Annotated in this window: 25 protein-coding genes and 1 pseudogene; 10 read left to right on the top strand and 16 right to left on the bottom strand. The window is 53.7% G+C overall.

Annotated features, from left to right (window positions below):
- Positions 1-49: 49 nt before the first annotated feature.
- Entirely contained in the window at positions 50-814 is a 765-nt protein-coding gene (gene pdhR / locus HEP82_RS10090) for a pyruvate dehydrogenase complex transcriptional repressor PdhR (protein ID WP_012764303.1), read from the bottom strand.
- 407 nt (positions 815-1,221) lie between these two features.
- Positions 1,222-1,356 (bottom strand): hypothetical protein, encoded by a 135-nt coding sequence (locus HEP82_RS20115; protein WP_269150420.1) that lies wholly within the window; start codon positions 1,354-1,356, stop codon positions 1,222-1,224.
- Between the two features lie 107 nt (positions 1,357-1,463).
- On the opposite strand from HEP82_RS20115, the gene HEP82_RS10085 reads away from it, so the two are divergent.
- Positions 1,464-2,825 (top strand): amino acid permease, encoded by a 1,362-nt coding sequence (locus HEP82_RS10085; RefSeq protein WP_192457954.1) that lies wholly within the window; start codon positions 1,464-1,466, stop codon positions 2,823-2,825.
- Positions 2,826-3,026: 201 nt separating this feature from the next.
- On the opposite strand, the gene ampE is transcribed toward HEP82_RS10085, so the two are convergent.
- Together ampE and ampD are read right to left on the bottom strand one after the other, a co-directional pair.
- Positions 3,027-3,881 (bottom strand): beta-lactamase regulator AmpE, encoded by an 855-nt coding sequence (gene ampE, locus HEP82_RS10080; RefSeq protein WP_192457953.1) that lies wholly within the window; start codon positions 3,879-3,881, stop codon positions 3,027-3,029.
- Between the two features lie 6 nt (positions 3,882-3,887).
- Positions 3,888-4,454, bottom strand: a complete 567-nt coding sequence (gene ampD / locus HEP82_RS10075; protein ID WP_192457952.1) for a 1,6-anhydro-N-acetylmuramyl-L-alanine amidase AmpD — start codon at positions 4,452-4,454, stop codon at positions 3,888-3,890.
- Positions 4,455-4,779: 325 nt separating this feature from the next.
- Here ampD and HEP82_RS10070 point away from each other — a divergent pair.
- The 5 genes and pseudogenes from HEP82_RS10070 to hofC form a co-directional block, all read left to right on the top strand.
- Positions 4,780-4,980 (top strand): annotated as a pseudogene (locus HEP82_RS10070) (outer membrane protein OmpK); the annotation flags it as partial.
- Between the two features lie 138 nt (positions 4,981-5,118).
- Positions 5,119-6,009 carry a carboxylating nicotinate-nucleotide diphosphorylase gene (gene nadC / locus HEP82_RS10065; RefSeq protein ID WP_192457951.1) on the top strand — a complete coding sequence of 297 codons (891 nt, stop codon included), beginning with the start codon at positions 5,119-5,121 and terminating at the stop codon, positions 6,007-6,009.
- Positions 6,010-6,277: 268 nt separating this feature from the next.
- Entirely contained in the window at positions 6,278-6,721 is a 444-nt protein-coding gene (gene ppdD / locus HEP82_RS10060) for a prepilin peptidase-dependent pilin (protein WP_192457950.1), read from the top strand.
- A 5-nt stretch (positions 6,722-6,726) separates the two neighbouring features.
- Positions 6,727-8,148 carry a type II secretion system protein GspE gene (gspE, locus tag HEP82_RS10055; RefSeq protein WP_192457949.1) on the top strand — a complete coding sequence of 474 codons (1,422 nt, stop codon included), beginning with the start codon at positions 6,727-6,729 and terminating at the stop codon, positions 8,146-8,148.
- 11 nt (positions 8,149-8,159) lie between these two features.
- Positions 8,160-9,362, top strand: a complete 1,203-nt coding sequence (hofC, locus tag HEP82_RS10050) for a protein transport protein HofC (protein ID WP_192457948.1) — start codon at positions 8,160-8,162, stop codon at positions 9,360-9,362.
- A gap of 27 nt (positions 9,363-9,389) precedes the next feature.
- Here hofC and HEP82_RS10045 read toward each other — a convergent pair whose 3' ends face one another.
- Positions 9,390-10,430 carry a GMP reductase gene (locus HEP82_RS10045; protein ID WP_192457947.1) on the bottom strand — a complete coding sequence of 347 codons (1,041 nt, stop codon included), beginning with the start codon at positions 10,428-10,430 and terminating at the stop codon, positions 9,390-9,392.
- Between the two features lie 149 nt (positions 10,431-10,579).
- Between HEP82_RS10045 and coaE the strand changes: the two genes are divergently transcribed.
- From coaE to yacG, 3 genes are read left to right on the top strand one after another with little or no spacing between them, the layout of a single operon-like run.
- Complete coding sequence (gene coaE / locus HEP82_RS10040) at positions 10,580-11,206, top strand: dephospho-CoA kinase (RefSeq protein ID WP_192457946.1); 627 nt, start codon at positions 10,580-10,582, stop codon at positions 11,204-11,206.
- Positions 11,199-11,951 (top strand): cell division protein ZapD, encoded by a 753-nt coding sequence (zapD, locus tag HEP82_RS10035; protein WP_192457945.1) that lies wholly within the window; start codon positions 11,199-11,201, stop codon positions 11,949-11,951. The genes coaE and zapD overlap by 8 nt, the downstream gene beginning before the upstream one ends.
- Before the next feature lie 39 nt (positions 11,952-11,990).
- Complete coding sequence (gene yacG / locus HEP82_RS10030) at positions 11,991-12,176, top strand: DNA gyrase inhibitor YacG (RefSeq protein WP_225622415.1); 186 nt, start codon at positions 11,991-11,993, stop codon at positions 12,174-12,176.
- A gap of 9 nt (positions 12,177-12,185) precedes the next feature.
- Here the strand turns inward: yacG and mutT are convergent, their stop codons facing one another.
- The 3 genes from mutT to secM all read right to left on the bottom strand — a co-directional run bounded on the left by mutT (position 12,186) and on the right by secM (position 16,069).
- Positions 12,186-12,590 carry an 8-oxo-dGTP diphosphatase MutT gene (gene mutT / locus HEP82_RS10025; RefSeq protein ID WP_192457943.1) on the bottom strand — a complete coding sequence of 135 codons (405 nt, stop codon included), beginning with the start codon at positions 12,588-12,590 and terminating at the stop codon, positions 12,186-12,188.
- 182 nt (positions 12,591-12,772) lie between these two features.
- Positions 12,773-15,466 carry a preprotein translocase subunit SecA gene (secA, locus tag HEP82_RS10020; protein ID WP_192457942.1) on the bottom strand — a complete coding sequence of 898 codons (2,694 nt, stop codon included), beginning with the start codon at positions 15,464-15,466 and terminating at the stop codon, positions 12,773-12,775.
- 99 nt (positions 15,467-15,565) lie between these two features.
- A complete protein-coding gene (secM, locus tag HEP82_RS10015) occupies positions 15,566-16,069 on the bottom strand; it encodes a secA translation cis-regulator SecM (protein ID WP_192457941.1) in 504 nt (167 codons plus the stop codon).
- Positions 16,070-16,095: 26 nt separating this feature from the next.
- Here secM and HEP82_RS10010 point away from each other — a divergent pair, with 26 nt between their 5' ends.
- Positions 16,096-16,620, top strand: a complete 525-nt coding sequence (locus HEP82_RS10010; protein ID WP_192457940.1) for a DUF721 domain-containing protein — start codon at positions 16,096-16,098, stop codon at positions 16,618-16,620.
- 13 nt (positions 16,621-16,633) lie between these two features.
- Here the strand turns inward: HEP82_RS10010 and lpxC are convergent, their stop codons facing one another.
- The 8 genes from lpxC to murD all read right to left on the bottom strand — a co-directional run bounded on the left by lpxC (position 16,634) and on the right by murD (position 26,220).
- The gene (gene lpxC / locus HEP82_RS10005) at positions 16,634-17,551 is read right to left on the bottom strand and encodes a UDP-3-O-acyl-N-acetylglucosamine deacetylase (RefSeq protein ID WP_023638138.1); all 918 of its coding nucleotides are present in this window, start codon (positions 17,549-17,551) and stop codon (positions 16,634-16,636) included.
- Between the two features lie 94 nt (positions 17,552-17,645).
- Positions 17,646-18,797: a cell division protein FtsZ gene (gene ftsZ / locus HEP82_RS10000; protein WP_192457939.1), complete on the bottom strand. Its 1,152-nt coding sequence runs from the start codon at positions 18,795-18,797 to the stop codon at positions 17,646-17,648.
- A gap of 74 nt (positions 18,798-18,871) precedes the next feature.
- Positions 18,872-20,128: a cell division protein FtsA gene (ftsA, locus tag HEP82_RS09995; protein ID WP_192457938.1), complete on the bottom strand. Its 1,257-nt coding sequence runs from the start codon at positions 20,126-20,128 to the stop codon at positions 18,872-18,874.
- Positions 20,125-20,979 (bottom strand): cell division protein FtsQ, encoded by an 855-nt coding sequence (ftsQ, locus tag HEP82_RS09990; protein ID WP_192457996.1) that lies wholly within the window; start codon positions 20,977-20,979, stop codon positions 20,125-20,127. The genes ftsA and ftsQ overlap by 4 nt, the downstream gene beginning before the upstream one ends.
- Positions 20,980-21,103: 124 nt before the next feature.
- Entirely contained in the window at positions 21,104-22,564 is a 1,461-nt protein-coding gene (gene murC, locus HEP82_RS09985) for a UDP-N-acetylmuramate--L-alanine ligase (RefSeq protein ID WP_192457937.1), read from the bottom strand.
- 52 nt (positions 22,565-22,616) lie between these two features.
- Positions 22,617-23,708 carry an undecaprenyldiphospho-muramoylpentapeptide beta-N-acetylglucosaminyltransferase gene (gene murG, locus HEP82_RS09980; protein WP_192457936.1) on the bottom strand — a complete coding sequence of 364 codons (1,092 nt, stop codon included), beginning with the start codon at positions 23,706-23,708 and terminating at the stop codon, positions 22,617-22,619.
- Positions 23,705-24,907: a cell division protein FtsW gene (ftsW, locus tag HEP82_RS09975; protein ID WP_192457935.1), complete on the bottom strand. Its 1,203-nt coding sequence runs from the start codon at positions 24,905-24,907 to the stop codon at positions 23,705-23,707. The genes murG and ftsW overlap by 4 nt, the downstream gene beginning before the upstream one ends.
- Positions 24,907-26,220 (bottom strand): UDP-N-acetylmuramoyl-L-alanine--D-glutamate ligase, encoded by a 1,314-nt coding sequence (gene murD / locus HEP82_RS09970; protein ID WP_192457934.1) that lies wholly within the window; start codon positions 26,218-26,220, stop codon positions 24,907-24,909. The genes ftsW and murD overlap by 1 nt, the downstream gene beginning before the upstream one ends.

Here is a 26,220-nt window from a genome sequence, read left to right as displayed (position 1 = left end):
GAAAGACAGGCTCTTCGTTAGTTACCGCATACAGGTCCCAACAGGGCCCTTAATCCTTGCGTTGCTGGAGTCGACGCAAAGAGCGTTCCCGCCGACTATGTTCCCGGTTAAGTTCCAGCAGTACTTCTTCAATAAACGCCAGGTGGCGATGAGACGCCTCACGCGCCTTCTCAGGCTCACGGGCAACAATCGCCTCAAAAATCCTGGCTCTGTGGCTGCTTACCTGAGCCAACACTTCACGGCTCAGATACAGCAATTCAAAATTCTGTCGGACATTCTGTTCGAGCAACGGCCCCATGCAACGCAACAAATGTAGCAGTACCACGTTGTGCGTAGCCTCAGTAACCGCCACTAGATACTGCATTACCGCTTCGGATTCCGCTTCCAAATCCCCGGCTTCTCTCGCCTTGTCGATTACCGCGTGGCAATCACGAATACGCTGCAGATCGGATTCCGTGCCACGCAATGCCGCATAGTAGGCCGCGATGCCTTCAAGCGCGTGACGGGTTTCAAGGAGGTCGAACTGGGATTCTGGGTGATTGCTGAGTAATTCCGATAAAGGATCGCTGACGCTCTGCCAGAGATTATTCTGGACGAAAGTACCGCCGCCCTGACGACGCAGGAGCAGACCCTTGGCTTCCAGACGCTGAATAGCCTCTCTCAGCGATGGGCGGGAAACATCAAACTGTTTAGCCAGTTCACGTTCCGGAGGCAGTTTCTCTCCGGGCCGCAGCGTCCCCTCAAGGATCAGAAACTCCAGTTGCTGTTCGATGACATCTGACAGCTTGGGCTGACGGATCTTGCTATATGCCATGGTGAATGGGTCCCGGCGGAAAAGCATAGAGTCAATTGGTAATACCAATTATAAAAACGTGACGCTCAAAGTAACAAAGTATTCACCTTCTGTCCATACAGACGTTGCGGGAAAACATCAATCACCTTACTTTTTAACAAATGCCCTGATTATTGTTGCAAAAGCACGATAAGGTCAGTGGTATTACCATTACACGCCAGGTGGACGTTTTAACTTTTATGAAACCCGAATCAGGCAAAGCTGAACCGTTCAACCCCGATGAAATTGAATTAAAAATCAAAAATAAAGAATATTAATTCAAACCGAATGAGATTGTGTATTTTCCGAACTGTGCAACCACATCAAATTTATGAACGTTTCGACCAACGACTGCGTCGGTATCGGTTTTTCTCCAAAACACCATGTCGTTATAAAAAAACAGCACCTATCAGCAAACGAATCGGCATCGCATTTTCTACCGGCGACGGTAAGAAATCAGTGCATTTAGCGCCGCTTACCACTATTCTCTGTCCACCGATAGCTCTGGCGGCAATTTCTTCCATCAGACATCGTAAAAATAAAATTACATCAACGTAAAAAGAGCAAAACGCCGACAGTCGCATCGGCACGTCTCCATTTGTCTTTCTCATATCGGCAGAGGGTAAAAATAATGGAAAATCAACAAGACGGAACGCTACAGCGCGGTCTGAAGAACCGTCATATTCAGTTGATTGCCTTGGGTGGCGCTGTGGGTACCGGCCTGTTCCTCGGGATCGCACAGACTATCAAAATGGCGGGGCCATCGGTTCTGCTGGGATACGCGATTGGCGGTATCATCGCTTTTTTCATCATGCGTCAATTGGGTGAAATGGTCGTCGAAGAACCGGTTGCTGGCTCCTTTAGCCACTTCGCCTACAAATACTGGGGAGAGTTCGCCGGTTTCGCCTCGGGATGGAACTACTGGGTATTGTACGTGTTGGTTGCCATGGCCGAGCTAAGCGCGGTCGGCATCTATGTACAATACTGGTGGCCCGACATTCCGACCTGGGTTTCCGCCGCAGTATTCTTTGTACTGATCAATGCCGTCAACCTATCCAATGTGAAGATGTACGGCGAATTAGAGTTCTGGTTCGCCATCATCAAAGTCGTGGCCATCATTGGTATGATCGTTTTCGGCGCCTGGTTGTTGTTCAGCGGACAGGGCGGCCCCGAAGCCACCATCACCAATCTCTGGTCGCAAGGCGGTTTCTTCCCGCACGGCATCAGCGGCATGGTAATGGCGATGGCGGTCATCATGTTCTCGTTCGGCGGGTTGGAGCTGGTGGGCATCACGGCGGCCGAAGCCGACCATCCGGAAAAAAGCATTCCGCAGGCCACCAATCAGGTAATCTACCGCATTCTGATTTTCTACATCGGTTCGCTGACCATTCTGCTGTCACTCTACCCGTGGGAGAAAGTCGTGGAAGGTGGTAGCCCATTCGTCATGATCTTCCATGCACTGAACAGCAATCTGGTGGCGAACGTCCTCAACATCGTGGTGCTGACTGCGGCGCTGTCGGTTTATAACAGCTGCGTCTACTGCAACAGCCGTATGCTTTATGGTCTGGCCAAGCAGGGTAACGGCCCGAAATCACTGCTGACGGTGGATCGCCGCGGTGTGCCGGTCATCGCCATCGGCGTGTCCGCGCTGGCCACCGCGCTGTGCGTACTGATCAACTACGTGCTGCCCGGCAAAGCATTCGAACTGCTGATGTCTCTGGTGGTTTCCGCGCTGGTCATCAACTGGGCGATGATAAGCCTAGCCCATCTGAAATTCCGCGCCAGTAAAGAACGGGAAGGCGTGGAAACCCGCTTCAAGGCACTGCTTTATCCGCTCGGCAACTACCTGTGTCTAGCCTTCATGGCGGGGATTCTCGTCATCATGGCGCTGACGCCGGGGATCACAATATCCGTTGTCTTGATCCCGGTTTGGTTGTTGGTACTGGCTGTGGGTTACTGGCTCAAAAAACGCGCGTCCACCGCAATCGCCTAAACCACCATCTGGATCAAAAAACCACCTCATCGAACCGCCAGCTGACGACCCGCCGGCGGGGAGCAAAAGGGGAGGCCCCGTAAAGCGGCCTCCCCTTTTGCTTGATTAACCAGCCCTTTCATAACCAGCGCTTCGGCGCCCGGTAGGATGCGCTTTGCATGATCCCCCAGCGTCGGCACCTAGAGGATCAAGCGTAAGACGTCACACCAACGCACCATAAATCGTCAGCAACGCGACCACCACCACCACGGCCAATGACACCTTTTTCGCCAGCGAAACCGCCGCCCTGGGCGTTGACAGAGGATCGCCGTGCGGCTCTCTCGCCAGAGAAAACTGCGCCAATTGCGTCAACACCCAATACTGGCTGCTGTGCCTGTCAAGTAAGGTGGCGAACCAGGCGGGCAAAGCCTTTTCGCCATGCCCCAATAATGCATAGGCAACGCCGACAAAACGTACCGGCAACCAATCCAACCAGTGCAACAGCGTATCGACGCCGGAATGCGCTCGTTCCAACGGCGTATGGTGGCGAGCCAAACAGCTTTGACGAGCACGCAGAATCGAATAACCAACCAACGCCACCGGGCCGTAAGGCCCGGCGACAACAAACCAGAACAACGGGGCCAAATAACAGCGAAAGTTAATCCACAACAGCGCGTTCTGTAGCTCTTTCAGACGTTCACGCTCGCTGGCATCCTGCGGTAAACCGTGAATCAACGCCAGCTCTTCTTCCATCTCGCGGCAAGCGTCGGCCTCACCGCGTTGTACTGACGCCAGATAACGCCGATAGTGCAGCCTGACTTCGCCGGCACCGATGCACAACAGCCCGATGGCAATCCACAACAGCAATAATGGCAAGCCGAACAACCAACCGCTCGCCAGCCACAGTAGGATCACGACCACCCCCATACCGCCAAACGCCAGCAACAACGTTTGAAGAAAGGAAGGTGCAGGAAGATAACGAAAAATCACTTCAAGATGGTGATCCAGCTGCCAGTGTTTCCCCAACTTAAATAAGCGTTCCCACCCCAACACCAACAACAGGGTAAACAGCGTCATCAGTAATTACTCCTCTTCTCCATTCGAGTTTTCCCCTTGCCATTGATGTTGATAGCGCTGCCAGTCAAACGCAGAACCGGGGTCGGTTTTACGGCCGGGCGCGATATTGCTATGGCCGGTAATGCGCGCCGACGTAATGGGGTATTCACCATGCAATACGCGAGTGACCTCGGCCAGCGCCGTGTACTGCGCATCAGTAAACGGCGTGCTATCCGTTCCTTCCAGCTCAATGCCGATAGAAAAATCATTGCACCGTTCACGGCCTTCAAAACAGGAAACGCCTGCATGCCAGGCGCGTCGTTCAAAAGATACGTACTGAACGACTTCGCCATCTCGCCGAATGAGGCAATGCGCCGACACCCGTAACTGGTTGATGGTTGCAAAATACGGATGCGCATCACCATTCAGCGTACCGGTAAACAGCTGATCGATATAAGGCCCGCCAAACTCTCCCGGCGGCAGGCTGATATTATGAATAACCAGCAATGACGGCTTTTCACCATCCGGCCGCGCATCCTGATGCGGCGACAGTACGCGCCGGACGCCTGTCAGCCAACCTAGCTCCATCCTCATTCCGTCTTCTCCTCTACGTCAGGCCGCCAATCGCCAGCTATCAGCCTTAATCACGCCCATCCTACCCGTTCAGCGTTCAACGCAATCAAGGGGGGAAGCCTGAAACCCGTCACCATTGCACTGTGTTCCTCACCATCCCGCAATAGTACCGCATATCCCACATCCGGGATGCGTCAAAACATCGATGTTCGTCTATTGGCGCCAACCGGGGAAATTAACCGCCTGCCGGCATGCCGCATCAAAGCACTTCTGGTATGCTGCATCCCCCTCACGGCCGGAGGCCACCGTATCCCGAGGTTCTTGCCTCTGGCAGTCGTTGCGGCGCGCTTCCCGCACCAGCAATGCCATCGCTTCCAGCCATATTCTGGCGCTGACCGATGCACACTGGCATTACTCGGTGGTTGCCCGCTATTGCCATAATGACGGTCAATGGGCGGAAGGCGCCGAGCTTGATTTCGGACGCGGCCCGTTCAATGTTCGCTCAACCGGATGGGGCTACTATCTGGTCGCCGGTTACAACCGCTAATCCGCCCACCACATTGGCGCCCTGAGAAAAGCAGAGCGACAAACCACAACCAACGCATTGAATAATAAAGAAAAATAAATTGGATGCTCCGCGACAAACAGGGTAGCATAAGTGCCCGGCTAACCCTGGAGTAAGAAGATGACCACACGCCGTTATAGTCAGGAACAGCGCCGTACTGAGCTGCTCAATCGTATCGCAAATGATATTCCCGTCAGCGTACAACAGGCGCTAAGCGAAGATCTGGGAGGAGAAGTCAGTCTAGATCAGGATATTACCGCTCAGTTGCTGCCCGACGATAAACCGGCCGCCGCCGTGATCATTACCCGTGAAGCTGGCATTTTCTGCGGCCAGCGTTGGCTGGAAGAAGTGTTCTTCCAGTTGGGAGGCGGCGTCGACGTGGAATGGCTGGTACAAGACGGCGACGCGCTGAAAGAAAACCAGCCTCTGTGCCGCCTGCAAGGCTCCTCCCGTCAACTACTGACCGGCGAACGCACCGCACTGAATTTCCTGCAAACGCTTTCCGGCGTCGCTACCGAAGTCAATCGTTACATACAACGCCTGACCGGTACTCACACCCAGTTGCTGGATACGCGCAAAACGTTGCCGGGTCTTCGCACTGCGCTGAAATACGCCGTACTGTGCGGTGGCGGTAGTAACCATCGCCTTGGTCTGGCCGACGCCTTTCTGATCAAGGAAAACCATATTATCGCCGCCGGTTCCATCCGCAAGGCGGTAGAGCAGGCGTTCCGGCTGCGTCAGGATGTGCCGATCGAAGTTGAAGTCGAAACATTGGACGAATTGCAGCAAGCACTGGATGCTGGCGCCGACATCATCATGCTGGATAATTTTACGTTGGACGCTATCCGTACTGCCGTGCAACAAGCCCATGGGCGGGCACAACTTGAGGTCTCCGGCAACGTCACACTGGATACGCTGCGCGATTACGCCGAAACCGGCGTGGACTACATTTCCGTCGGCGCACTGACCAAGCACGTCAGAGCGCTGGATCTCTCCATGCGCTTTGACTAACGCGCGATGCCAGGCTCTCCGCTCCACCGGGGAGCCTGCCACACCGACGAAAAACCAACGCCAGACATCACACGCGATGCAATCTTTACCGCCTCATCCCCTCCCGATCCCCGCCTGATGCTGAGTAGCCGCTCGCAAAAAATTGCCAACACGACATACCGCCACTAATTTTCGGTGCGAAGCCGTTTCCCGATCCTGTTTTCCACCGTCGCCAGTCACTCTACCGTCAACTATGCTGCCGACATCCGCCACACCAGGGAAAAGGGCTATGAGACACCAGGGATTTACATTGATAGAACTGATGGTGGTGATTGTAATCATCGCCATCCTGAGTACGCTGGGCATCCCGGCGTATCAGGGCTACCTGCAGAAAGCCGCGATGACGGACATGCTGCAAACCATGGTTTCCTATAAGACGGCTATCGATATCTGCGGGCTCAGCAACGCGGGCTTCGGCAGCTGTTCCGCAGGAAATCAGGGGATCCCAGCGACCGCCAGCTCCCGTTATGTCAGCGCTATTGCCGTTAATCAGGGCGTGATCACACTGACGGGGCAATCAACGTTACAGGGATTGAGCGTCGTCATGACACCGGAATGGGACAACCAGACCGGAGCGACCCGCTGGACACGCAACTGCCAGAGCAGCGGTAATGCAGAAAGCCTGCGTCAGGCTTGCGAGGATGTTTTCCGCTTTGATTCAAGCGCAGGATAAACATCATGATAAACAATACGTTACATCATGAATTAAGTGTAATTTGTCAGCGTTATCAGGCATTGTTGTTGGCGGTAGACGAGCAGGTTATGACCGTCGCCGTATCAGGAAATGTGCCGGAAGAAATGGTCGTCGCACTGAGGTTCACCGGCAATCGTCGGGTACTGATCGAACACTGGCCGGCAGCAAAACTGGAGCAGCAGTTATCTCCCACCAGAGCGGCAGAAACGGGGGAACATTATCAGGCGACCCCCGATGTCCGGGATGAGCCGGAAGACACACCAGCGCTGCAGTTTATCAACCAGATATTGAAACTGGCGGTACAACGCCGTGCGTCCGATATCCATTTTGAACCTACGCCGACCCGCTATCGGATAAGATTGCGTATTGACGGGGTGTTACAGGACAGTCTATCCGCACCGGAAGACTTAGTACCCCGGATAACCACTCGTCTGAAAATTCTGGGCAAACTGAATATTGCGGAACGTCGGCTGCCTCAAGACGGGCAATTCGGTCTGCATCTTGAACAGCAGCGCTATTCGCTGCGTATCGCCACCTTGCCGGTTCATCATGGTGAAAAAATCGTCCTTCGCATCCTGCATACCCAGCAACAGACGCTGGCGCTGGAGGCGTTGGGGATGACACCCTCCGAGCTGCAATTGATCAAACAATCGCTACAACTGCCGCAGGGCATGATTCTGGTTACTGGCCCGACCGGCAGCGGCAAAACATTTACCCTTTACAGCGCTATACGCTGGCTCAACGACAGCAGTCGCAATATCTGCAGCGTGGAAGACCCGGTAGAGATCCCGCTCGAAGGAATCAATCAAACCGCCATTGCGCCCAAAGCCCATCTGGATTTCAGCCGCGTATTACGCGCCCTGCTCAGGCAGGATCCCGATATCATTATGGTGGGAGAAATTCGAGATGCGGAAACGGCGGAGATAGCGGTTAAAGCCGCACAGACCGGCCATCTGGTGCTTTCTACGCTGCATACCAATTCAGCGCTGGAAACCCTGAGCAGACTTAAGCATCTCGGCATTCCTGGCTACCTACTGGCATCGGCGCTAAAGCTTATTGTCGCTCAGCGATTGGTGCGCCGCCTCTGTCCTCATTGCCGACAACGGCAGGAGGACAGTACAGGATTTCCAACCACAGTCTGGCAAGGGCCGTTGCGGCGGTGGGCCGCTAAAGGATGCAACCACTGTTTCTCCGGCTACTACGGCCGGACAGCTATTTATGAAATGTTACCGATCACCCAGGACATTCAGCACCTTTTGGCCCAGGAGCCGCATCGCCTTTCCTTGCAATCACTACTGGCATCGTCAGGCCACGTCACGTTGCTGTCGGCTGGCCTGGCGCTGGTTGACAAAGGTACAACGTCTCTGGAGGAAGTCTATCGGGTGACAGGCGACGGGCCGTGTTAAGAGAGATAACGATGGCACTACAGAAGCTTTACCGCTGGCAGGCCCTCCATAGTAATGGCGAATTTTGTACCGGCGAACATATCGGGTACAACCGACGGCAAATCTATCAGCATTTACTGGAGCAGGGCTATCAGCCGTTAAAACTGACAACGAGCGCCTATATCACGCCTCGTTATTGGAAAGGTACCCATCTGGCCGTCATTCTGCGGCAAATCGCTTCGCTATTACAGGCCGGTCTACCGCTTCCTGATGCGCTCGCACTGATTGGCGAACACCATGAAAAAGCCGGCTGGCGTTGCCTGTTGAGCGACATCCGACATGAGATTCTTCAGGGGAGAGCGTTCTCAGACGCCATAGGAGATTACCCGGATATCTTTCCGGCTATCTGCGGTTCGCTGATCGCCGTCGGCGAACTAACCGGAAAGCTGGATGAGTGCTGCGCTCGTTTGGCCGTGTACCAGGAAACACAACAACAGCTGGCGAGCAACGTCATGAAGGCCATACGTTATCCGGCATTCATCATCGTCGCCGGCATGTTGGTCGGCCTGCTGATGACGGCACTGGTTCTGCCGGAGTTTGCCGGTTTATATGCCACATTTAATGCGCCGCTGCCCTGGTTTACCCGTCTGATGTTGTCGTTCTCGGATAACCTGCGCCAATACGGGCTGCCCGCATTGCTGTTACTTCTGTGTCTGACGTTGATGTTGTCAGTGTTACGCAAACGCAGCATCACATGGCGAACACTGGAACACCGTCTGGCACTGAAGTTACCGTTGCTCTCTGCACTGATCCGCGGCCACTGCCTGAGTCAGGTATTCCATTCTCTGTCGATGACACAATATGCAGGTATCCCTTTGCCGGCCGGTCTAAGCGCAGCAAGCGCAATCAACCATCCGCTCTACCGACACGCATTGCGGCAAGCAAAAATCGGCGTCGAACAAGGGCTGTCGTTCGCCCAGGCGATCAGCGACCCTTGGTTATTTCCTGCCCCATGTCCCCAGTTGATTCGGGTTGGAGAGGAAACCGGCGCGCTGGATCAGCTATTCAACCAGTTGGCGCATTGGTATGAAAAGCACACCCAAGAACTTACTGATACGCTGACCCAAGCCATCGAACCCTTATTGATCGCTATTGTCGGGGGAATAGTGGGAATGCTGGTCATTGCGATGTACCTGCCCATTTTCCAACTGGGCAATGTGCTGGCCGGTGCCTGACGGCCAGCGGTCGCTGATTACCGGAAATCAGGCACTGAACACCTGATTTTCCTGTTCGGAAACGCGGATAAACGTGGTTCTTTTAGTGAGCTCCTTCAACCGTGCCGCGCCGACATACGTACAGGCGGAGCGTAGTCCGCCTAAAATATCGCGCACGGTATTATCCACCGGGCCGCGAAATGGCAAACGAACCGTTTTCCCTTCAGCAGCTCGATACTCCGCCACACCGCCAACGTGCCGTTCCATCGCGGAAGCGGAACTCATCCCATAAAACAACATCAGTTTGCGGCCATCTTCATCGATCACTTCACCACCGCACTCCTCATGGGCAGCGAGCATCCCTCCCAACATCACGAAATCGGCACCACCCCCGAAAGCTTTGGCAACATCGCCGGGAACGGCACACCCGCCGTCACTGACAATCTGGCCACCCAAGCCATGTGCGGCGTCAGCGCATTCGATAACCGCTGACAATTGGGGATAACCTACCCCGGTTTTCAACCGAGTGGTGCATACCGAACCTGGGCCAATCCCCACTTTTACAATATCGGCGCCAGAGAGCAGCAACTCCTCCACCATTTCGCCCGTAACAACATTACCGGCGCAGATGATCCGATCCGGGCAGGCTTCACGCGCCTTTTGCACAAACCGGACAAAATGCTCGGAATATCCATTTGCCACATCAATACAGATGAATTTCAGCTCCGGCGACAGCGCCAGTATCTGCTTCAGCTTGTCGAAGTCATTGTCTGACGTCCCGGTAGACACCATGACATGACGTAAAACAGACTCAGATTCCTGGCCAACAAACTGCTGCCAATCCGCCACGGAATAGTGTTTATGGACCGCAGTCAGCAACCCATGCGTCGCCAGTACACGGGCCATTGAGAATGTACCGACGGTATCCATATTCGCGGCGATAATCGGCACGCCCTCCCAATGGCAACCGGCATGCAGAAATGAAAAATCGCGCGCTAACTCTACATCCGAGCGGCTTTTCAGAGTTGAACGTTTGGGCCGAATCAGAACATCTTTAAAACCCAGTTTGATATCTTCTTCAATACGCATGTTAAGCCTCAGAGAAATGATCAACGCTGAAAACACCCATGACACACCGGCTTGATGATACGCCCGAATAATAAGGCGACAAGACTGCGATTCTTCCTTTATTTAGGCTAGAATCCGATAAATTTACCTGTTGTTTTCAGCACACAAATATGACATTCATCGTAGCGCTTACCGGCGGCATCGGAAGCGGAAAAAGCACTATTGCAGAGCAGTTTTCCGCGCTGGGCATCACTGTTGTCGATGCGGATATCATCGCACGTCAAGTGGTTGAACCCGGCCAGCCGGCGCTGAAAGCTATTGTGCAACATTTCGGCAGGGATATCCTGAACGAAGACGGTAAATTAAATCGGGCCGCATTACGTACACGCATCTTTTCCGTTCCGGAAGATAAAAATTGGCTAAATGCATTGCTCCATCCGCTGATTAATGCGGAAACACAGCGTCAGCTCAGACAATCGGCAAGCCCTTACGCACTTTGGGTCGTACCGCTACTAATAGAAAATAGTCTGCAATCTCAGGCAGATCGCATTCTGGTGGTAGACGTAGAACCAGAGGTACAGCTTGCCAGAACCATGGCCCGGGATGGGGTAAGTCGCCGGCAGGCGGAACGTATTCTGGCCTCCCAGGCAACCCGAGAGCAGCGGCTGGCCTGTGCTGATGACATTATTGACAATAACAACAATCCAAACACACTTGCTTCGCGGATTAACGGGTTACATCAGCATTATCTTGCGCTGGCTGAATCCGTAACCGACAGGATTACCCATAATGAGTGACGTTTCCCCAACAGTGCTATTTGAATATCCGCTCAATGAAAAAATGCGGACTTGGTTGCGTCTGGAATTTTTACTACAACAGATGTACGACAATCGTGGCCTAAAAGACATCGGCGTTGCGCTGACGTTCTTTCGTGCTGTGGCTGAATTACTGGATATCCTCGAGCGAGGGGATGTTCGCCCTGACTTATTGAAAGAATTGGCGCGTCAACAGCAGAAACTGGCGCAGTGGAGTGAGTTGCCGGAAGCGGATATTGAGCGCATTCATACCTTGCACCAGAAACTGCGTAACCTGTCGTCGGAGTTGACGGCGGCGCCCCGCATGGGACAAGGGCTACGGGAAGATAAACTGATCGGTATGGTGCGGCAACGGCTCAGCTTGCCCGGTGGATGCTGCAGCTTCGACTTGCCTACACTGCATATCTGGCTGCATCAGCTCCCGGAACAAAAATGCCAACAAGCCAATATCTGGCTGAATAGCATTGCTGTGTTGAAACATTCTCTCGACAGCGTACTGGAGTTGATCCGTCACGCCGGGACATTCCGGGATCTCACTAGCCTTAACGGTTTTTATCAGGATAATGCGACCGATGCCGACCTGTTACGATTGCAGGTTGCTCTCGAACACCAGGTCTATCCGCAAATATCCGGCCACAAAACCCGGTTCGCTATTCGTTTCCTGCCGCTGGATAGTGAACGTGGGCATATACCGGAACGGCTGGTATTTGAACTGGCCTGCTGCTAAGCGGCATCCGTTTTCAGGAAATGTATCGTGAATGATCAGATGACTTTTGTAAAATGCCCCACATGTGCCCGAGCGGTTGAGTGGAGTAAAAACAGTATTTACCGGCCATTTTGTAGTAAACGTTGCCAGTTGATCGACCTGGGTGAATGGGCCGACGAAGAAAAACGCATACCTAGCAACGAAGATGTTTCCGATAGTGACGACTGGAGTGAACCCCAGCGCTGAAGTCAGGGATTATTCGGCGGCATTGCTCTTCAGCCAGCGAATCATTTCCGCATTCGCTGGCGGGAACTCATCGGCATCCAGTTGTTCAACCGTCAACCAGCGTGAACGTTGCCCCTCTCTGCCATAGGGCTCCCCCCGCCATTCCTCAACCAAAAAGAAGTGCAGGGTGATCAAGCGTTCACCGGCAGGGAACGTTTTATTTTCCAGATGCTGTGGATTGATGACGTCAATCCCGGTCTCTTCCCGCAATTCACGCGCCAGCGCCTGCTCCGGTGTTTCTCCCGCCTCTACCTTACCACCAGGGAACTCCCATTTACCCGCCATGTGAACCCCTTCGGGACGGCAGGCGATAAAAAACTCGTGTTCCAGGTTACGAATAATACCCACTGCAACTGACAGAGGTTTTAGTGCCATGTTCCTCTTTCCTTTCTGAAAAACTGCATAACATCAGCTCCGTTCTCGTCGTTCAGCGCCCACTCGTAACAACGGCGCCAGGCATCCACCAGAACACCTCGCACCGTTGTTGACTCCTGTCGCCGACCGGATCACGTCAAACCGACAGCAGCGCCCGACTTCACGACAATAACCCGGTGTGATTAATGAATACGACCGTGGCACTGCTTGTATTTCTTGCCGGAACCACAAGGGCAAGGGTCATTACGACCGACTTTACGATCGGCATAAGGAGCCCCCTGTGGAGCCGTTTCTTCCTGATGACTTAGTTGCTGCTGACGAGCGAGACGTTCAGCTTCCTCGCGACGTTGCTGTTCCAACGCCTCAATCTCCTCCGGCATTCGGATCTGAACTTTGCTCAGTGTGCTGATCACTTCATATTTCAGTGATTCCAGCATCGCGGCAAACATAGAGAACGACTCGCGCTTATACTCTTGCTTCGGATCTTTCTGCGCATAACCACGCAGGTGGATCCCCTGACGCAAGTAGTCCATGGCAGCCAGATGTTCTTTCCACAATGAATCCAGCGTCTGCAGCATCACGCCTTTTTCAAAGTTCCGCATCACTTCACTGCCAACAACCTCTTCCTTACTGCGGTACACATCCACAGCTTTAGCGTAAATCCTTTCACGCAGTGTTTCCTCATGCAGTTCAGGCTCTTTATCCAGCCATTCAGTAATCGGCAACGCTAGATCGAAATCATTCTTCAGGCGCTGTTCCAAACCTGGAATATCCCACATTTCTTCCAGTGACTGCGGAGGAATATGTGCATCCAACGTCGCTTTGAATACGTCTTCGCGGATGCTGTCGATGGTTTCACTAATATCCGATACATCCAGTAATTCATTACGCTGGGAGTAGATGGCTCGACGCTGATCGTTAGCAACATCATCGTATTCCAGCAGTTGTTTACGGATATCAAAGTTACGGTTTTCCACCTTACGCTGAGCATTGGCAATCGCCTTGGTGACCCATGGGTGTTCTATGGCCTCCCCTTCTTTCATACCCAGCTTGCGCATCATGTTGGACACACGTTCAGACGCAAAAATACGCATCAGTGCATCTTCCATCGACAGATAAAAACGGGAAGACCCTGCATCACCCTGACGACCGGAACGACCACGCAACTGGTTATCGATACGGCGCGATTCATGACGCTCGGTGCCGATAATATGCAAACCACCCGCTTTCAGTACCGCATCGTGACGTTCCTGCCATTCGGCTTTGATGGCGGCGATCTGCGCGTCGTCCGGGCTTTCCAACTGAGCGACCTCAGCCTGCCAGCTACCTCCCAGCACAATATCCGTACCACGGCCCGCCATATTGGTAGCAATCGTCACGGCTCCGCTACGCCCGGCCTGAGCAACAATATCCGCCTCCATGGCATGGAATTTGGCATTCAGGACATTGTGATTAATACCCGCCTTAGTTAGCGCATGGGACACCACTTCCGACTTCTCGATGGAAATGGTACCCACCAGAACCGGTTGCCCTTTCTGCGTCCGCTCTTTGATGTCTTCAATGATAGCGTTGATTTTTTCCTGCTCCGTCATATAGACCAAGTCAGGCAAATCCTTACGGATCATCGGGCGGTTGGTAGGAACAACCACCGTATCCAGTTTATAAATGGAACTGAACTCAAAGGCCTCCGTATCCGCCGTCCCGGTCATCCCTGCCAGTTTTTCATACAGACGGAAATAATTCTGGAAGGTAATCGAAGCCAGAGTCTGGTTCTCATTATTGATCTTGACGTTCTCTTTCGCTTCGACCGCCTGATGCAACCCATCAGACCAACGACGCCCCTGCATGGTGCGACCGGTATGCTCGTCGACGATGATGACTTCATCATCTTTGACGATGTAATCCACATCTCGGGTAAACAACGCATGGGCGCGCAAAGCGGCAGTCACATGATGCATCAGCATGATATTAGACGGTGAATAGAGTGACTCTCCCTCCTCCATGATGCCTGCATTCATCAATAGTTCTTCAATCTTAATCAGGCCTCGCTCCGTCAGGTTAACCTGACGCGCTTTTTCGTCCACGGAGAAATGCCCTTCCCCCTGGAACGTTTCGGAGTCTTCTTTTTCCTGACGAATAAGATGCGGAATAATTTTATTCACCCGCATGTATAGTTCCGAACTGTCTTCCGCCGGGCCGGAAATAATGAGTGGAGTACGCGCCTCATCGATCAGGATGGAGTCGACTTCGTCCACCAGCGCGTAATACAGCTCACGTTGTACGCGCTCCTGTGGACTAAATGCCATGTTGTCACGCAGATAATCGAAACCATATTCATTGTTGGTGCCGTAGGTAATATCCGCTGCATAAGCTTCACGCTTTGCAGGCGCCGGCATGCCTGGCAAGTTGATCCCTACCGACATACCCAAGAATTCAAACAGCGGACGGTTGTTTTCAGCATCACGCTGCGCCAGATAGTCATTGACGGTCACTACATGTACACCGCGTCCGGTTAATGCATTCAAATAGGCAGGCAATGTTGCCGTCAGCGTTTTACCTTCACCGGTACGCATTTCAGCAATACAGCGTTCGTTCAACACCATGCCGCCAATCATCTGCACATCAAAATGACGCATACCGAAAACCCGTTTACTGGCTTCACGAACGACGGCAAAAGCTTCCGGCAATATGGATTCCAGCGACTCACCTTTTTTCAAGCGATCGCGAAATTCCTGCGTTTTAGCTTTCAGTTCATCATCCGAAAGCTTTTCCAGCGCCGGTTCAAAACGATTAATCACCTCAACCGCTTTACGCATCCGGCGCAACGTGCGGTCATTACGACTACCAAAAACTTTGGTCAATAATTTCATCAACATAATGATTTATATCTCAACACAGCCGTCATATTAATGACGACACTAAATCAGAAAGGGAATCTGCGCCTATGCTAGGTCGCAGCGCTTAGGCTCTCAGCATCAAACCAACGGACCAGCGCGGATCCCCATAGACTGGGCCAGCCAGATCCCTGACTGGTAAGGCATGGAAAAAATTGGGGGAACTACCGACAACAACGGTGATACCGGCTGCTTTGCTTCACGCATCAGCAAAGCATTCAGCGTATCGAGCAACACCTGATGATGCAAAGAGGCTTCAACCTCTTGCTGGACGACAGTTTCATGCGGTGTGAAAGCAAATGAGAGATGACGAATGACTGTTCGGATCGCATGCTGATGCCAGTAATCGGTCGTGAGCGGAGAGCGACGTCTGGTATCTTTGAGAGCTTCCAAATCGGTGAGGCTAAAATAAGAAACATTATGGCGGCTGATGGCTGATGTAGAATTTGCCTGGGAAGAGGCCTCTCTCGATTCGGTAAAATTGTTGGCAGGCAGCCCAAGCGTCGCCGCCACCATCCCCAGAAGAAGATGTGGCCAGAAATAACGTCTGCCAAATTGTCGCCAACGATTTAAAATACCAATCACAAATCTTCTTTCCGTCGGAGCCTGTTATGCGAGATAGTCGGCCACAATCACTGGAGTCATTCTTTGACTGTGCATCCCAAAGCGGGATAGGTCCGTTGCGTGACATTCAGAAACGCGCAACCGCATTACTAAAGCTCACCCAAACCGTTCGCGCCTTATTACCATCAACACTGCAACCCTGGTGCCGGGTTGCCAATTACCGTCAAGGACTATTGATACTGGAAACAGCCAATGCAAACTGGCTAATGCGGTTACGCTATGAACAACCTGCATTGCTGTCAGCCCTGCGCGAACAAATACTACCATCATTAGTAACGATCGACATCAGGATTAATCCAGCGCTGGCCGCAAATATACATGAAAGAAAAGTCAAACAATCATCCCAGGAGCTATCGGCAATATCCCGACAACAGCCAAGAATACTCAGCCCGCAAAGTGCAGAAATATTGAAAGGATTGGCGACTCAAAGCCCGGAAAGGTTGCAGAAAGTATTAGAAAGACTGGCTTCGCTGGCCGGAGAGAGTACCAGCGAAAACCAGTCGTCTGAATAAATAACTAGAAGGGTCAGGCCAACACGGTCGAGGGAGCCCGGAAAGCGACTGGCATTTCGGCCTCATCTTCAAAGGTTACATATTCCCATGCTTCTTGTCTGGCCAGTACCGCCTGCAATAGCTTGTTATTCAGCGCGTGACCAGATTTAAATGCTGTAAATGCACCAATGATGTTATGGCCACACATGAACAGATCGCCGATTGCATCCAGCAGTTTATGACGGACAAACTCATCGTCAAAACGCAAGCCATCCTCGTTCAGCACACGGTAATCATCCACGACGATGGCACTATCGAGACTGCCACCAAGGCACAAACCACGGGACTGCAAATATTCGATATCACGCATAAAGCCGAAGGTACGGGCACGGCTTATCTGGCGCACAAAAGCATCAGCAGAGAAATCCAGTTTGAAACGCTGAGAACCTGAATCGATGACGGGATGTTTGAAATCAATCGTGAAATCAAGACTAAAGCCATTAAAAGGCTTTAACTCTGCCCATTTATCACCATCGTCAACACGCACTGCTTGTTTGATCCGAAGAAACTTTTTGGCACAGTTCAATTCTTCAATACCAGCATCAAGCAATAAGTAGACAAACGGACTTGCACTACCATCCATGATAGGAATTTCCGGGGCATCAACTTCAACGACAATGTTGTCGATTCCCAGCCCAGCCAAAGCAGCATTCAGATGTTCCACCGTAGAGATACGGATGTCATGCTCATTAACCAGGCAAGTACACAGCATGGTATCACGCACTGATTTTGCATCTGCAGGAAAATCAACCGGTGGATTCAAGTCAGTACGGCGATAGATGACCCCGGTGTTCGCCGGTGCAGGGCGCATAGTTAAAGTAACCTTCTTGCCAGTATGTAAACCGACGCCGGTCGCTTGCACAATGCGCTTTAATGTACGTTGTTTGATCATCATGTTATCTCGCATTCATCTGAACCTACGGCCTCAGGGTACACTAAGGCCGGCGGCACAGTTTAGCACAAAGAGCGAAGATTCCAACCGATGCTTAATCGGCCTGCTTGCGCAGAAACGCTGGAATATCCAGATAATCAGGCTCTTTACTGGTTTGCGAACTCGGGTCATTCACCACTTTGGCCGCCGGTTTCTCCTGAGGCAGCGGAGCCATACCATGTTGCTGGTAACGGTGATCCATTACCGGCTGGCTGCTCTGCTTATTTGTCACCAAGGTAATTTCAGGACGTTTATCCATACCGATACCTGTGGCAACCACCGTGACACGCAGTTCATCGTTCATGTCCGGATCCAGAGACGTACCAATTACTACCGTTGCGTTATCAGAAGCAAAGGCACGGATGGTATTACCCACGGTTTCGAACTCATCCAGACGTAAATCAAAACCGGCGGTGATATTCACCAGCACACCACGAGCTCCCGACAGATCAATATCTTCCAACAGCGGGCTGGAGATAGCCATTTCAGCGGCTTCTTCCGCACGATCCTCACCGCACGCCACACCTGAACCCATCATGGCGTACCCCATTTCAGACATGACAGTGCGCACATCGGCGAAGTCGACGTTCATCAAGCCAGGACGTGTAATCAGTTCAGCGATCCCCTGCACCGCACCTTTCAGCACGTCGTTCGCCGCACCAAAAGCATCCAGCAGTGAAATACCACGGCCAAGCACTTTCAACAGCTTGTCATTTGGAATCGTGATCAGAGAATCGACATGCTTGGACAGCTCAGCGATCCCCTGTTCGGCGAACGCCATACGCTTTTTGCCTTCGAAGTTGAAAGGTTTGGTGACAACGGCTACCGTCAGGATACCCAGATCTTTGGCCACTTCGGCGACAACAGGCGCAGCACCTGTACCGGTACCGCCCCCCATACCCGCCGCGATAAACACCATATCTGCGCCTTCAAGAGCGGAACGCAGCGCTTCGCGATCCTCTTCGGCGGAATTGCGCCCTACTTCAGGATTCGCGCCCGCACCCAGACCTTTGGTAATCCCGCTACCGATCTGGATCGTCTGCCCAACAGCACTCTTGCGCAGCGCCTGGGCATCGGTGTTAACCGCATAGAATTCAACGCCTTCAATGCGTTCGCGCACCATGTGTTCGACGGCGTTACCGCCACCGCCACCGACGCCGATGACTTTAATCACCGCGTCGTTGGTTAATTCCATTGGTTCAAACATAATTTCTCTCCGTCTTTGTGCCCGTGTTACTTCGAGATCAAAAGAATTGTGCTAGGGATCTCTTTAGATAACCACTAAAATTCTTTTCTCAGCCAGCTATTTAGGCGTTTAAACCAGTTGCTCACTGAGGCGCGTTTTTCAACTTCGTTCTCACCGTTCAGATGAGACTCTTTGCCATAGTGCAGTAACCCTACTGCTGTCGAGTAGTACGGCTCCTGCGCATAATCCGTTAATCCTGTTATATTCAGTGGCTGCCCAATGCGCACCTGGGTGTGAAATACACGCTGCGCACAAGCTGCCAAACCGTCAATCTGAGCGGCTCCCCCGGTCAATACTATCCCTGCGGCCAGGTGGTGTTTCACGCCCTGTTGACGCAACTGCTCCTGCAACTGCAAAAGTTCGTCGTTCACCAGATTAAGCAATTCGGTGTAACGCGGTTCAATCACTTCAGCCAGCGTCTGACGCTGCAAACTGCGGGGGGGACGCCCTCCAACGCTTGGAACCTCCACCGTTTCATCTTTGCTGACGATGGAACCCAGCGCACAGCCATATCTAACCTTAATGGCTTCCGCATCCGTCGGCGGCGTACCAAACGCATAAGCTATATCGCTGGTTACTACGTTACCAGCATAGGGAATCACTTTTGTGTGACGCAACGCGCCGCCGGTATAGACCGCCATATCCATGGTGCCGCCGCCGATATCGACCACGCAGACACCCAACTCACGTTCATCTTCCGTCAACACTGCATAACTGGATGCCAAGCCGGAGAAAATCAGCTGATCCACTTTAAGGCCGCAGCGCTCAACCGCTTTGACAATATTTTTCGCCATGTCATTGTGACAGGTAATCAAATGCACCTTGGCCTGCATACGCACGCCTGATAATCCTACCGGGTTTTTTATCCCTTCCTGATAATCAATGGCGTACTCCTGTGGAATAACATGCAAAATGCGGTGCTCATCGCGTACACGAACTGATTTTGCGGTGTGTACTACGCTTTCCACATCATCCTGCGTCACTTCTTCTTCTGAAATCGGCACCATGCCGATTTCATTCTGGCAACTGATATGCTTGCCGGACAAAGCCAGATAAACCGAAGATATCTGGCAATCCGCCATCAATTCCGCCTGATCGATAGCCCGCTGCACACACTTGACCACCGACTCAAGATCATTAACCCCGCCTTTATCCATACCGCGAGACGGGCAACTGCCCACACCGATGATATTGATCATGCCATCTGGCAGAACTTCCCCTACCAGCGCAGCAACTTTTGCTGTACCGATTTCCAGCCCAACTACCAGTTTTCTATCCGTCGACTTGATCATTGCTGTTTAGCCTGTGCCTGATTTTGTTGCTGATTACCGTTCTTCTGCTGATCAATGTCTTTTTGCTGATCAATAAATGCCTGATTCCAACCGACTGCCGCGCCGGTGTCATACCGGAGATCCACGTAGCCGATGCGTTTGTTTTCGCTCTGAGCCTGCCGCTGTAACAGCGGATACAGCTCAAGAAAACGCGCCAAACGCCGTGCGCGATCGTCACGCCCCAGGTTCAGTCGAATATCGTCTTCCAGACCAACCTGCCATGAATGACGCGCCGTCATGGCCACCATTTTCACGCTGAACTTATCGGCAGCCAGTGTCTGACTTATGATCCGATACCCTTCCAGCACATCCTCTTCACTCCCCTCCGGGCCATACAACATCGGCATTTTTTTATTGCCGATGCGCTCGGGGGGAACACTGAAAGAATTTCCTTCACTATCAACCATTAGCTGGTCATTCCAGCGCGCATAAGGCTCATATTCAACCAGATGAATCTTTAATTCATCCGGCCATTGCTTTCGCACACTCGCCTGTTTTATCCAGGGCAACCGCTCTATCTGTTGCTGCAGAACATTCACATCCTGGGTCATAAATGTCCCCGGTGCGCCTAACGACAAAATGGCCTGCCGGATATCATCATTGGTGGTATAGCGCCGTTCTCCAGTCACCACCAGTTTTGACAGCGGCAGCCGACTGGCATCCTTCATCCACCCCAGTACCATCCAGCTTCCCCACAGAATGGTACCCATCACCAGCAGCAGGAAAAAAATACCCGCCAGTTGACTACCGTTGCTACGACGCACGCCGCTTTCCGGCTCACGTCCGCGCGCGTTCAGCGCCGCCTGTGACATAATCGTCAACCAGCGCCTACACGGGTCATCGCGTGAACGCCACAACACTCGTCACGCTTCACCGCCACAAACCATCTGGTTAAAATACAGGCCACCGGTACTCTCATCTTGCCCGACATCAGCCTTAATTCCTGGTCTGCGGCTGCAGCCGGGTTTCAGCCAGACGACGAGCCAGCTTGCCGACGCTGCCCGCACCTTGAGCCAGTACCAGGTCGCCGTTTTGCAGCGCTTGCGCCAGTAATTCCGGCAAATTCTCCACATCCGGCACCATAATCGGGTCGATCTTGCCGCGCCCGCGAATGGTACGACACAACGAACGACTATCAGCGCCAGGGATCGGGGCTTCGCCCGCCGGGTAAACATCCAGCATCAGCAGCACATCAACCTGAGACAGCACATGCGCAAAGTCATCATACAAATCCCGCGTGCGAGTATAGCGATGCGGCTGGAAAATCATCACTAGACGTTTGTCCGGCCAACCGGCGCGCGCCGCTTTGATAGTCGCGTCCACCTCAGTCGGATGATGACCGTAGTCATCCACCAACATCACCGCGCCACTCTTGCCATTCACCGGCTCCAGCGGGAACTCACCCAGAAAATCAAACCGACGGCCGGTTCCCTGAAAACGTTCCAGCGCCCGCAGAATGGCATCATCCTCAATACCTTCTTCCGTTGCCACCGCCACCGCCGCCGCCGCATTCAGCGCATTGTGGCGGCCCGGCGCATTTAACGTCACGTTCAACAACGGCTTACCTTGTCGAGCCAGGGTAAATAGCCCCTGAGCACCCACCTGACGATAATCGGCGACACGGACATCGGCATCATCGCTAAACCCATACGTCGTAATATGTCGCCCCACCCGAGGCAGCAGCTCACGAATAACAGGATCGTCCAGGCACATCACCGCATGACCATAAAACGGCAGATTGTGCAGGAAGTTGATAAATGTCTGCTTAAGATTCTCAAAATCGCCCTGATACGTATCCATGTGATCTGCCTCGATATTCGTGACAATTGCCACCATCGGCTGCAGATGCAGGAACGAGGCGTCGCTTTCGTCGGCCTCCGCAATCAGATAACGGCTCGATCCCAAACGAGCATGCGTCCCGGCAGCTTTTACCAACCCACCATTCACAAACGTCGGATCCAGCCCGGCCTCGGCATAAATACTGGTCACTATAGCCGTCGTCGTCGTCTTGCCATGCGTACCCGCAATGGCGATACCGTGACGAAAACGCATCAATTCCGCCAACATCTCAGCGCGACGAATCACAGGAATACGGGCGTCATGCGCAGCAAGTATCTCGGGGTTGTCCGACGAAATGGCGCTTGACACCACCACCACGCTGGCATCATTTACATTTTCCGGGCGATGATTGAAATAAATCCGCGCCCCCAGTTCCGTCAGTTGCTGAGTCACCGCATTCGGCGCCAGATCGGAACCACTGATTTCATACCCTTCGTTAGCCAGCACCTCGGCGATACCCCCCATGCCGGCGCCACCGATGCCGACAAAATGGATGTGCCGGACGCGATGCATCTCGGGCACGATAGAACGCAGTTTCGCCAATTCTTGTGTATTCACTTTCTTCTATTGCAACCTAATCAACGCCGAACGCATGCCGGCGATTTTGTTATTAACGTTGGGCTACCGGAGCAACCCGACTATCGGCAGCGGCAACCACCTCGGCGGCAACCCGCGCCGTCGCATCAGGGATCGCCACAGCTCGGGCTTTCTGCGCCATATCGCGCAATGTCCCGCGATCCCAGCCGGAAAGAATGTCGCTGACGGCTTCTACGCTCAGTTGCGGTTGCTCGACAATTCTGGCCGCTCCTGCTTTTTCCAGCGGCAGCGCATTCCAGTATTGCTGCCGATCTTTATGCTGAAACGGCACAAACAATGCGGGCAATCCCGCCGCCGCAATCTCGCTGACCGTCAGCGCGCCGGAACGACATACCACCACGTCAGCCCAGGCATACGCCGCCGCCATATCATCAATAAATTCGGTGATGCGATGCTCGTGGCGACCAGCACGGACATAAGCCGCTTCAACTTCACCCTGTGCACCTTTGCCGGTCTGGTGCCAAATCGTCACCGCGTCACCCAAACGCGCCGCCACCTCTGGCATCGTCTGATTCAGTATGCGAGCCCCTTGACTGCCGCCGACCACCAGAATCCGCACCGGCCCCTGACGATCCGCCAACCGTTCCTGCGGCGACGGCAAGGCCAATACATCGGTTCTAACCGGGTTGCCCACCACATCCGCATGCGGAAACGCACCCGGAAATGCCTGTAAAACCTTTTTGGCGATACGCGACAACCCGCGGTTGGTCAGCCCCGCAACACCATTCTGCTCATGCAGCACCACCGGAATACCGCACAACCAGGCGGCCAGCCCGCCGGGGCCGGAAACATACCCGCCCATGCCCAGCACCACATCCGGCCGATAATGCCGCATAATGGCTCTAGCCTGACATACCGCCCGAAAAATCCGAACCGGCGCCAGCAACAGTGCTTTCAGCCCTTTACCCCGCAGGCCGGAGATACGGATGAAATCGATGTCGATACCGTGTTTCGGCACCAGATCCGCTTCCATACGATCCGCAGTCCCTAGCCAGCGCACCTGCCAGCCTTGCGCCATCAGGTGATGCGCTACCGCCAGCCCAGGGAAAACATGCCCACCGGTACCGCCCGCCATCACCATTAAACGCTTGCCTTCGCCACTCATCGGGCACCTCTCGTAAACGCCTGCGCTTTGGTCAGGCGCGTCTCATAATCAATGCGCAACAACAGTACGATCGCCGTCGACATAATCAGCAGGCTGGAGCCGCCGTAACTGATGAGGGGTAACGTCAACCCTTTGGTCGGCAACATACCCGCCGCCGCGCCGACATTGACCAGTGTCTGGAAACTGAACCAGATACCGATGGCGCAGGCCAGAAAGCCGGAAAAACGCTGGTCTATCTCCAAGGCGCGGCGCCCAATCGACATCGCACGAAAAGCGACGAAGAATATCATTAACAGCGCCAAAACCACACCGAGATAGCCGAGCTCCTCGCCTAAAATCGAGAAAATGAAATCGGTATGCGCTTCCGGCAAATACTCCAGTTTCTGGATCGAATTACCCAGCCCTTGCCCCCACACTTCGCCACGGCCAAACGCCATCAGCGACTGGGTGAGCTGGTAGCCGCTGCCGAACGGATCATCCCACGGATTCCAGAACGACGTCACACGGCGAACACGGTAAGGTTCAGCAACAATCAGCAGCCCCACCGCAAACGCGCCGCACCCAATAATCGCCAAAAACTGCCACAGCTTCGCACCGGCCAGAAACAGCATGGCCAGCGTGGTGATAAACAGCACGACCACCGTGCCCAGATCCGGCTGCGCCAACAGCAACACCGCCAGCACGACCATAACGCCCATCGGTTTGCAGAACCCCCAGAAGTTGCTCCGCACTTCATCCACTTTTCGTACCATGTAACTGGCCAGATAGCAGAACAGCGACAACTTCGATAATTCCGCCGGCTGAATACGCAAGGGCCCCAGCGAAATCCAGCGTGACGCACCGTTAACCGAACTGCCTACCACCAGCACAACCAGCAGCATCGCTATCGACACCAGCAACAGCACCACGCTATAACGCTGCCAGACCTCCATCGGAATACGCATCGTGACCAGCGACAACCCAAAAGCCAGCCCAAGGTAAATCGCGTCACGCTTGGCGAACAAAAACGGATCGCTTGCCAGACGCTGCCCTACCGGCATCGAGGCGGACGTCACCATCACAAAACCGATAACCGCCAAGCCCAGGGTCAGCCACAGCAACGTCCGGTCATACAGCACCGTGCTGAGATCGTCGCTTTCGCGCGTCCCCATCACCCAGCTTTTCAGACGTTCAACCGCAGAGGCCCCGAAGAAGCGCATTATCCCAACTCCCTCGCCAGACGGGCGAATTCATCGCCCCGATGTTCGAAACTACGAAACTGATCCAGGCTGGCGCAGGCCGGCGATAACAGCACCATATCGCCGGAACGAACCCGCCCGGAAATCAACCGCATCGCCTGTTCCATGGTTTCCGTTTGATCGGCGATCTCCGGCCGCAGTGCCGCCAGTTGGGCGCCGTCACGGCCAAAACAGTACAGACGGATCCGGTCGCCCTGCAGGTAGTGCTGCAACGGCGAGAAATCCGCCGATTTGCCATCGCCCCCCAGCAGCAGGTGCAATGTGCCATCCAGATGCAGGCCGTTAAGCGCCGCTTCCGTACTACCCACATTAGTGGCCTTGGAGTCATTCACCCAACGAACGCCCTTGCCGTCCATCACCAGTTGGAAGCGGTGCGGCAAGCCGCTGAAGGTTGTCAGCGCCGTCAGCGCCGAAGCGCGGGGAATGCCGACCGCATCCGCCAGCGCCAGCGCCGCCAGCGCGTTGGTGTAGTTATGCTGCCCCGTCAGTTTGATTTCGCGGGTATTCAACACCCGTTCGCCTTTCACGCGCAGCCAGACTTCACCCTGCTGACGGTTGAGATGATAATCCCCCACGTCGACGCCAAAGCTCAGGCAGCGGGGATCCGCGCCGCGAATCGGCATAGTCAACGCATCATCGGCATTGACGATGCAAACGTTGGCATGCTCGTAAATACGCAACTTAGCGGCGCGATATTGCTGCAATCCCAGCGGATAACGGTTGGTATGATCTTCGGTCACATTAAGAATGGTCGCCGCCGCTGCATGGAGGCTGCGAGTGGTTTCCAGCTGGAAGCTGGAAAGCTCCAGCACATACAGCCGACACTCCTGCTTCAACAGCGCCAGCGCCGGTAAGCCGATATTGCCGCCGACGCCGACCGCCCATCCGGCGGCGCGAGCCATCTCGCCCACCAGCGTCGTCACCGTACTTTTACCGTTCGAACCGGTAATCGCCACGATCGGCGCCTGCGCTTCACGGCAGAACAATTCGATGTCGCCCACAATTTCCACGCCGGCCTCGGCGGCATCGCACAAGGCCGGGGTCGACAATGCAATACCAGGGCTTGCTACAATCAGGTCGGCTTCCATCAGCCATGTTTCATTCAGGCCGCCGAGATACCGCTCAACATGGCCGGGCAGTTTGTCCAATCCCGGCGGACTGACACGGGTATCCACCACGCGAGGCACTACGCCGCGTGAAAGGAAGAAATCAACACAGGAGAGCCCTGTCAGCCCTAACCCGATAATGACAACCTGTTTACCCTGATAGTCCAT

The organism is Musicola keenii (genome assembly GCF_014855505.1).
GTDB classification, from domain to species: domain Bacteria; phylum Pseudomonadota; class Gammaproteobacteria; order Enterobacterales; family Enterobacteriaceae; genus Musicola; species Musicola paradisiaca.
This window is presented reverse-complemented; position numbering and strand designations above follow the sequence as displayed.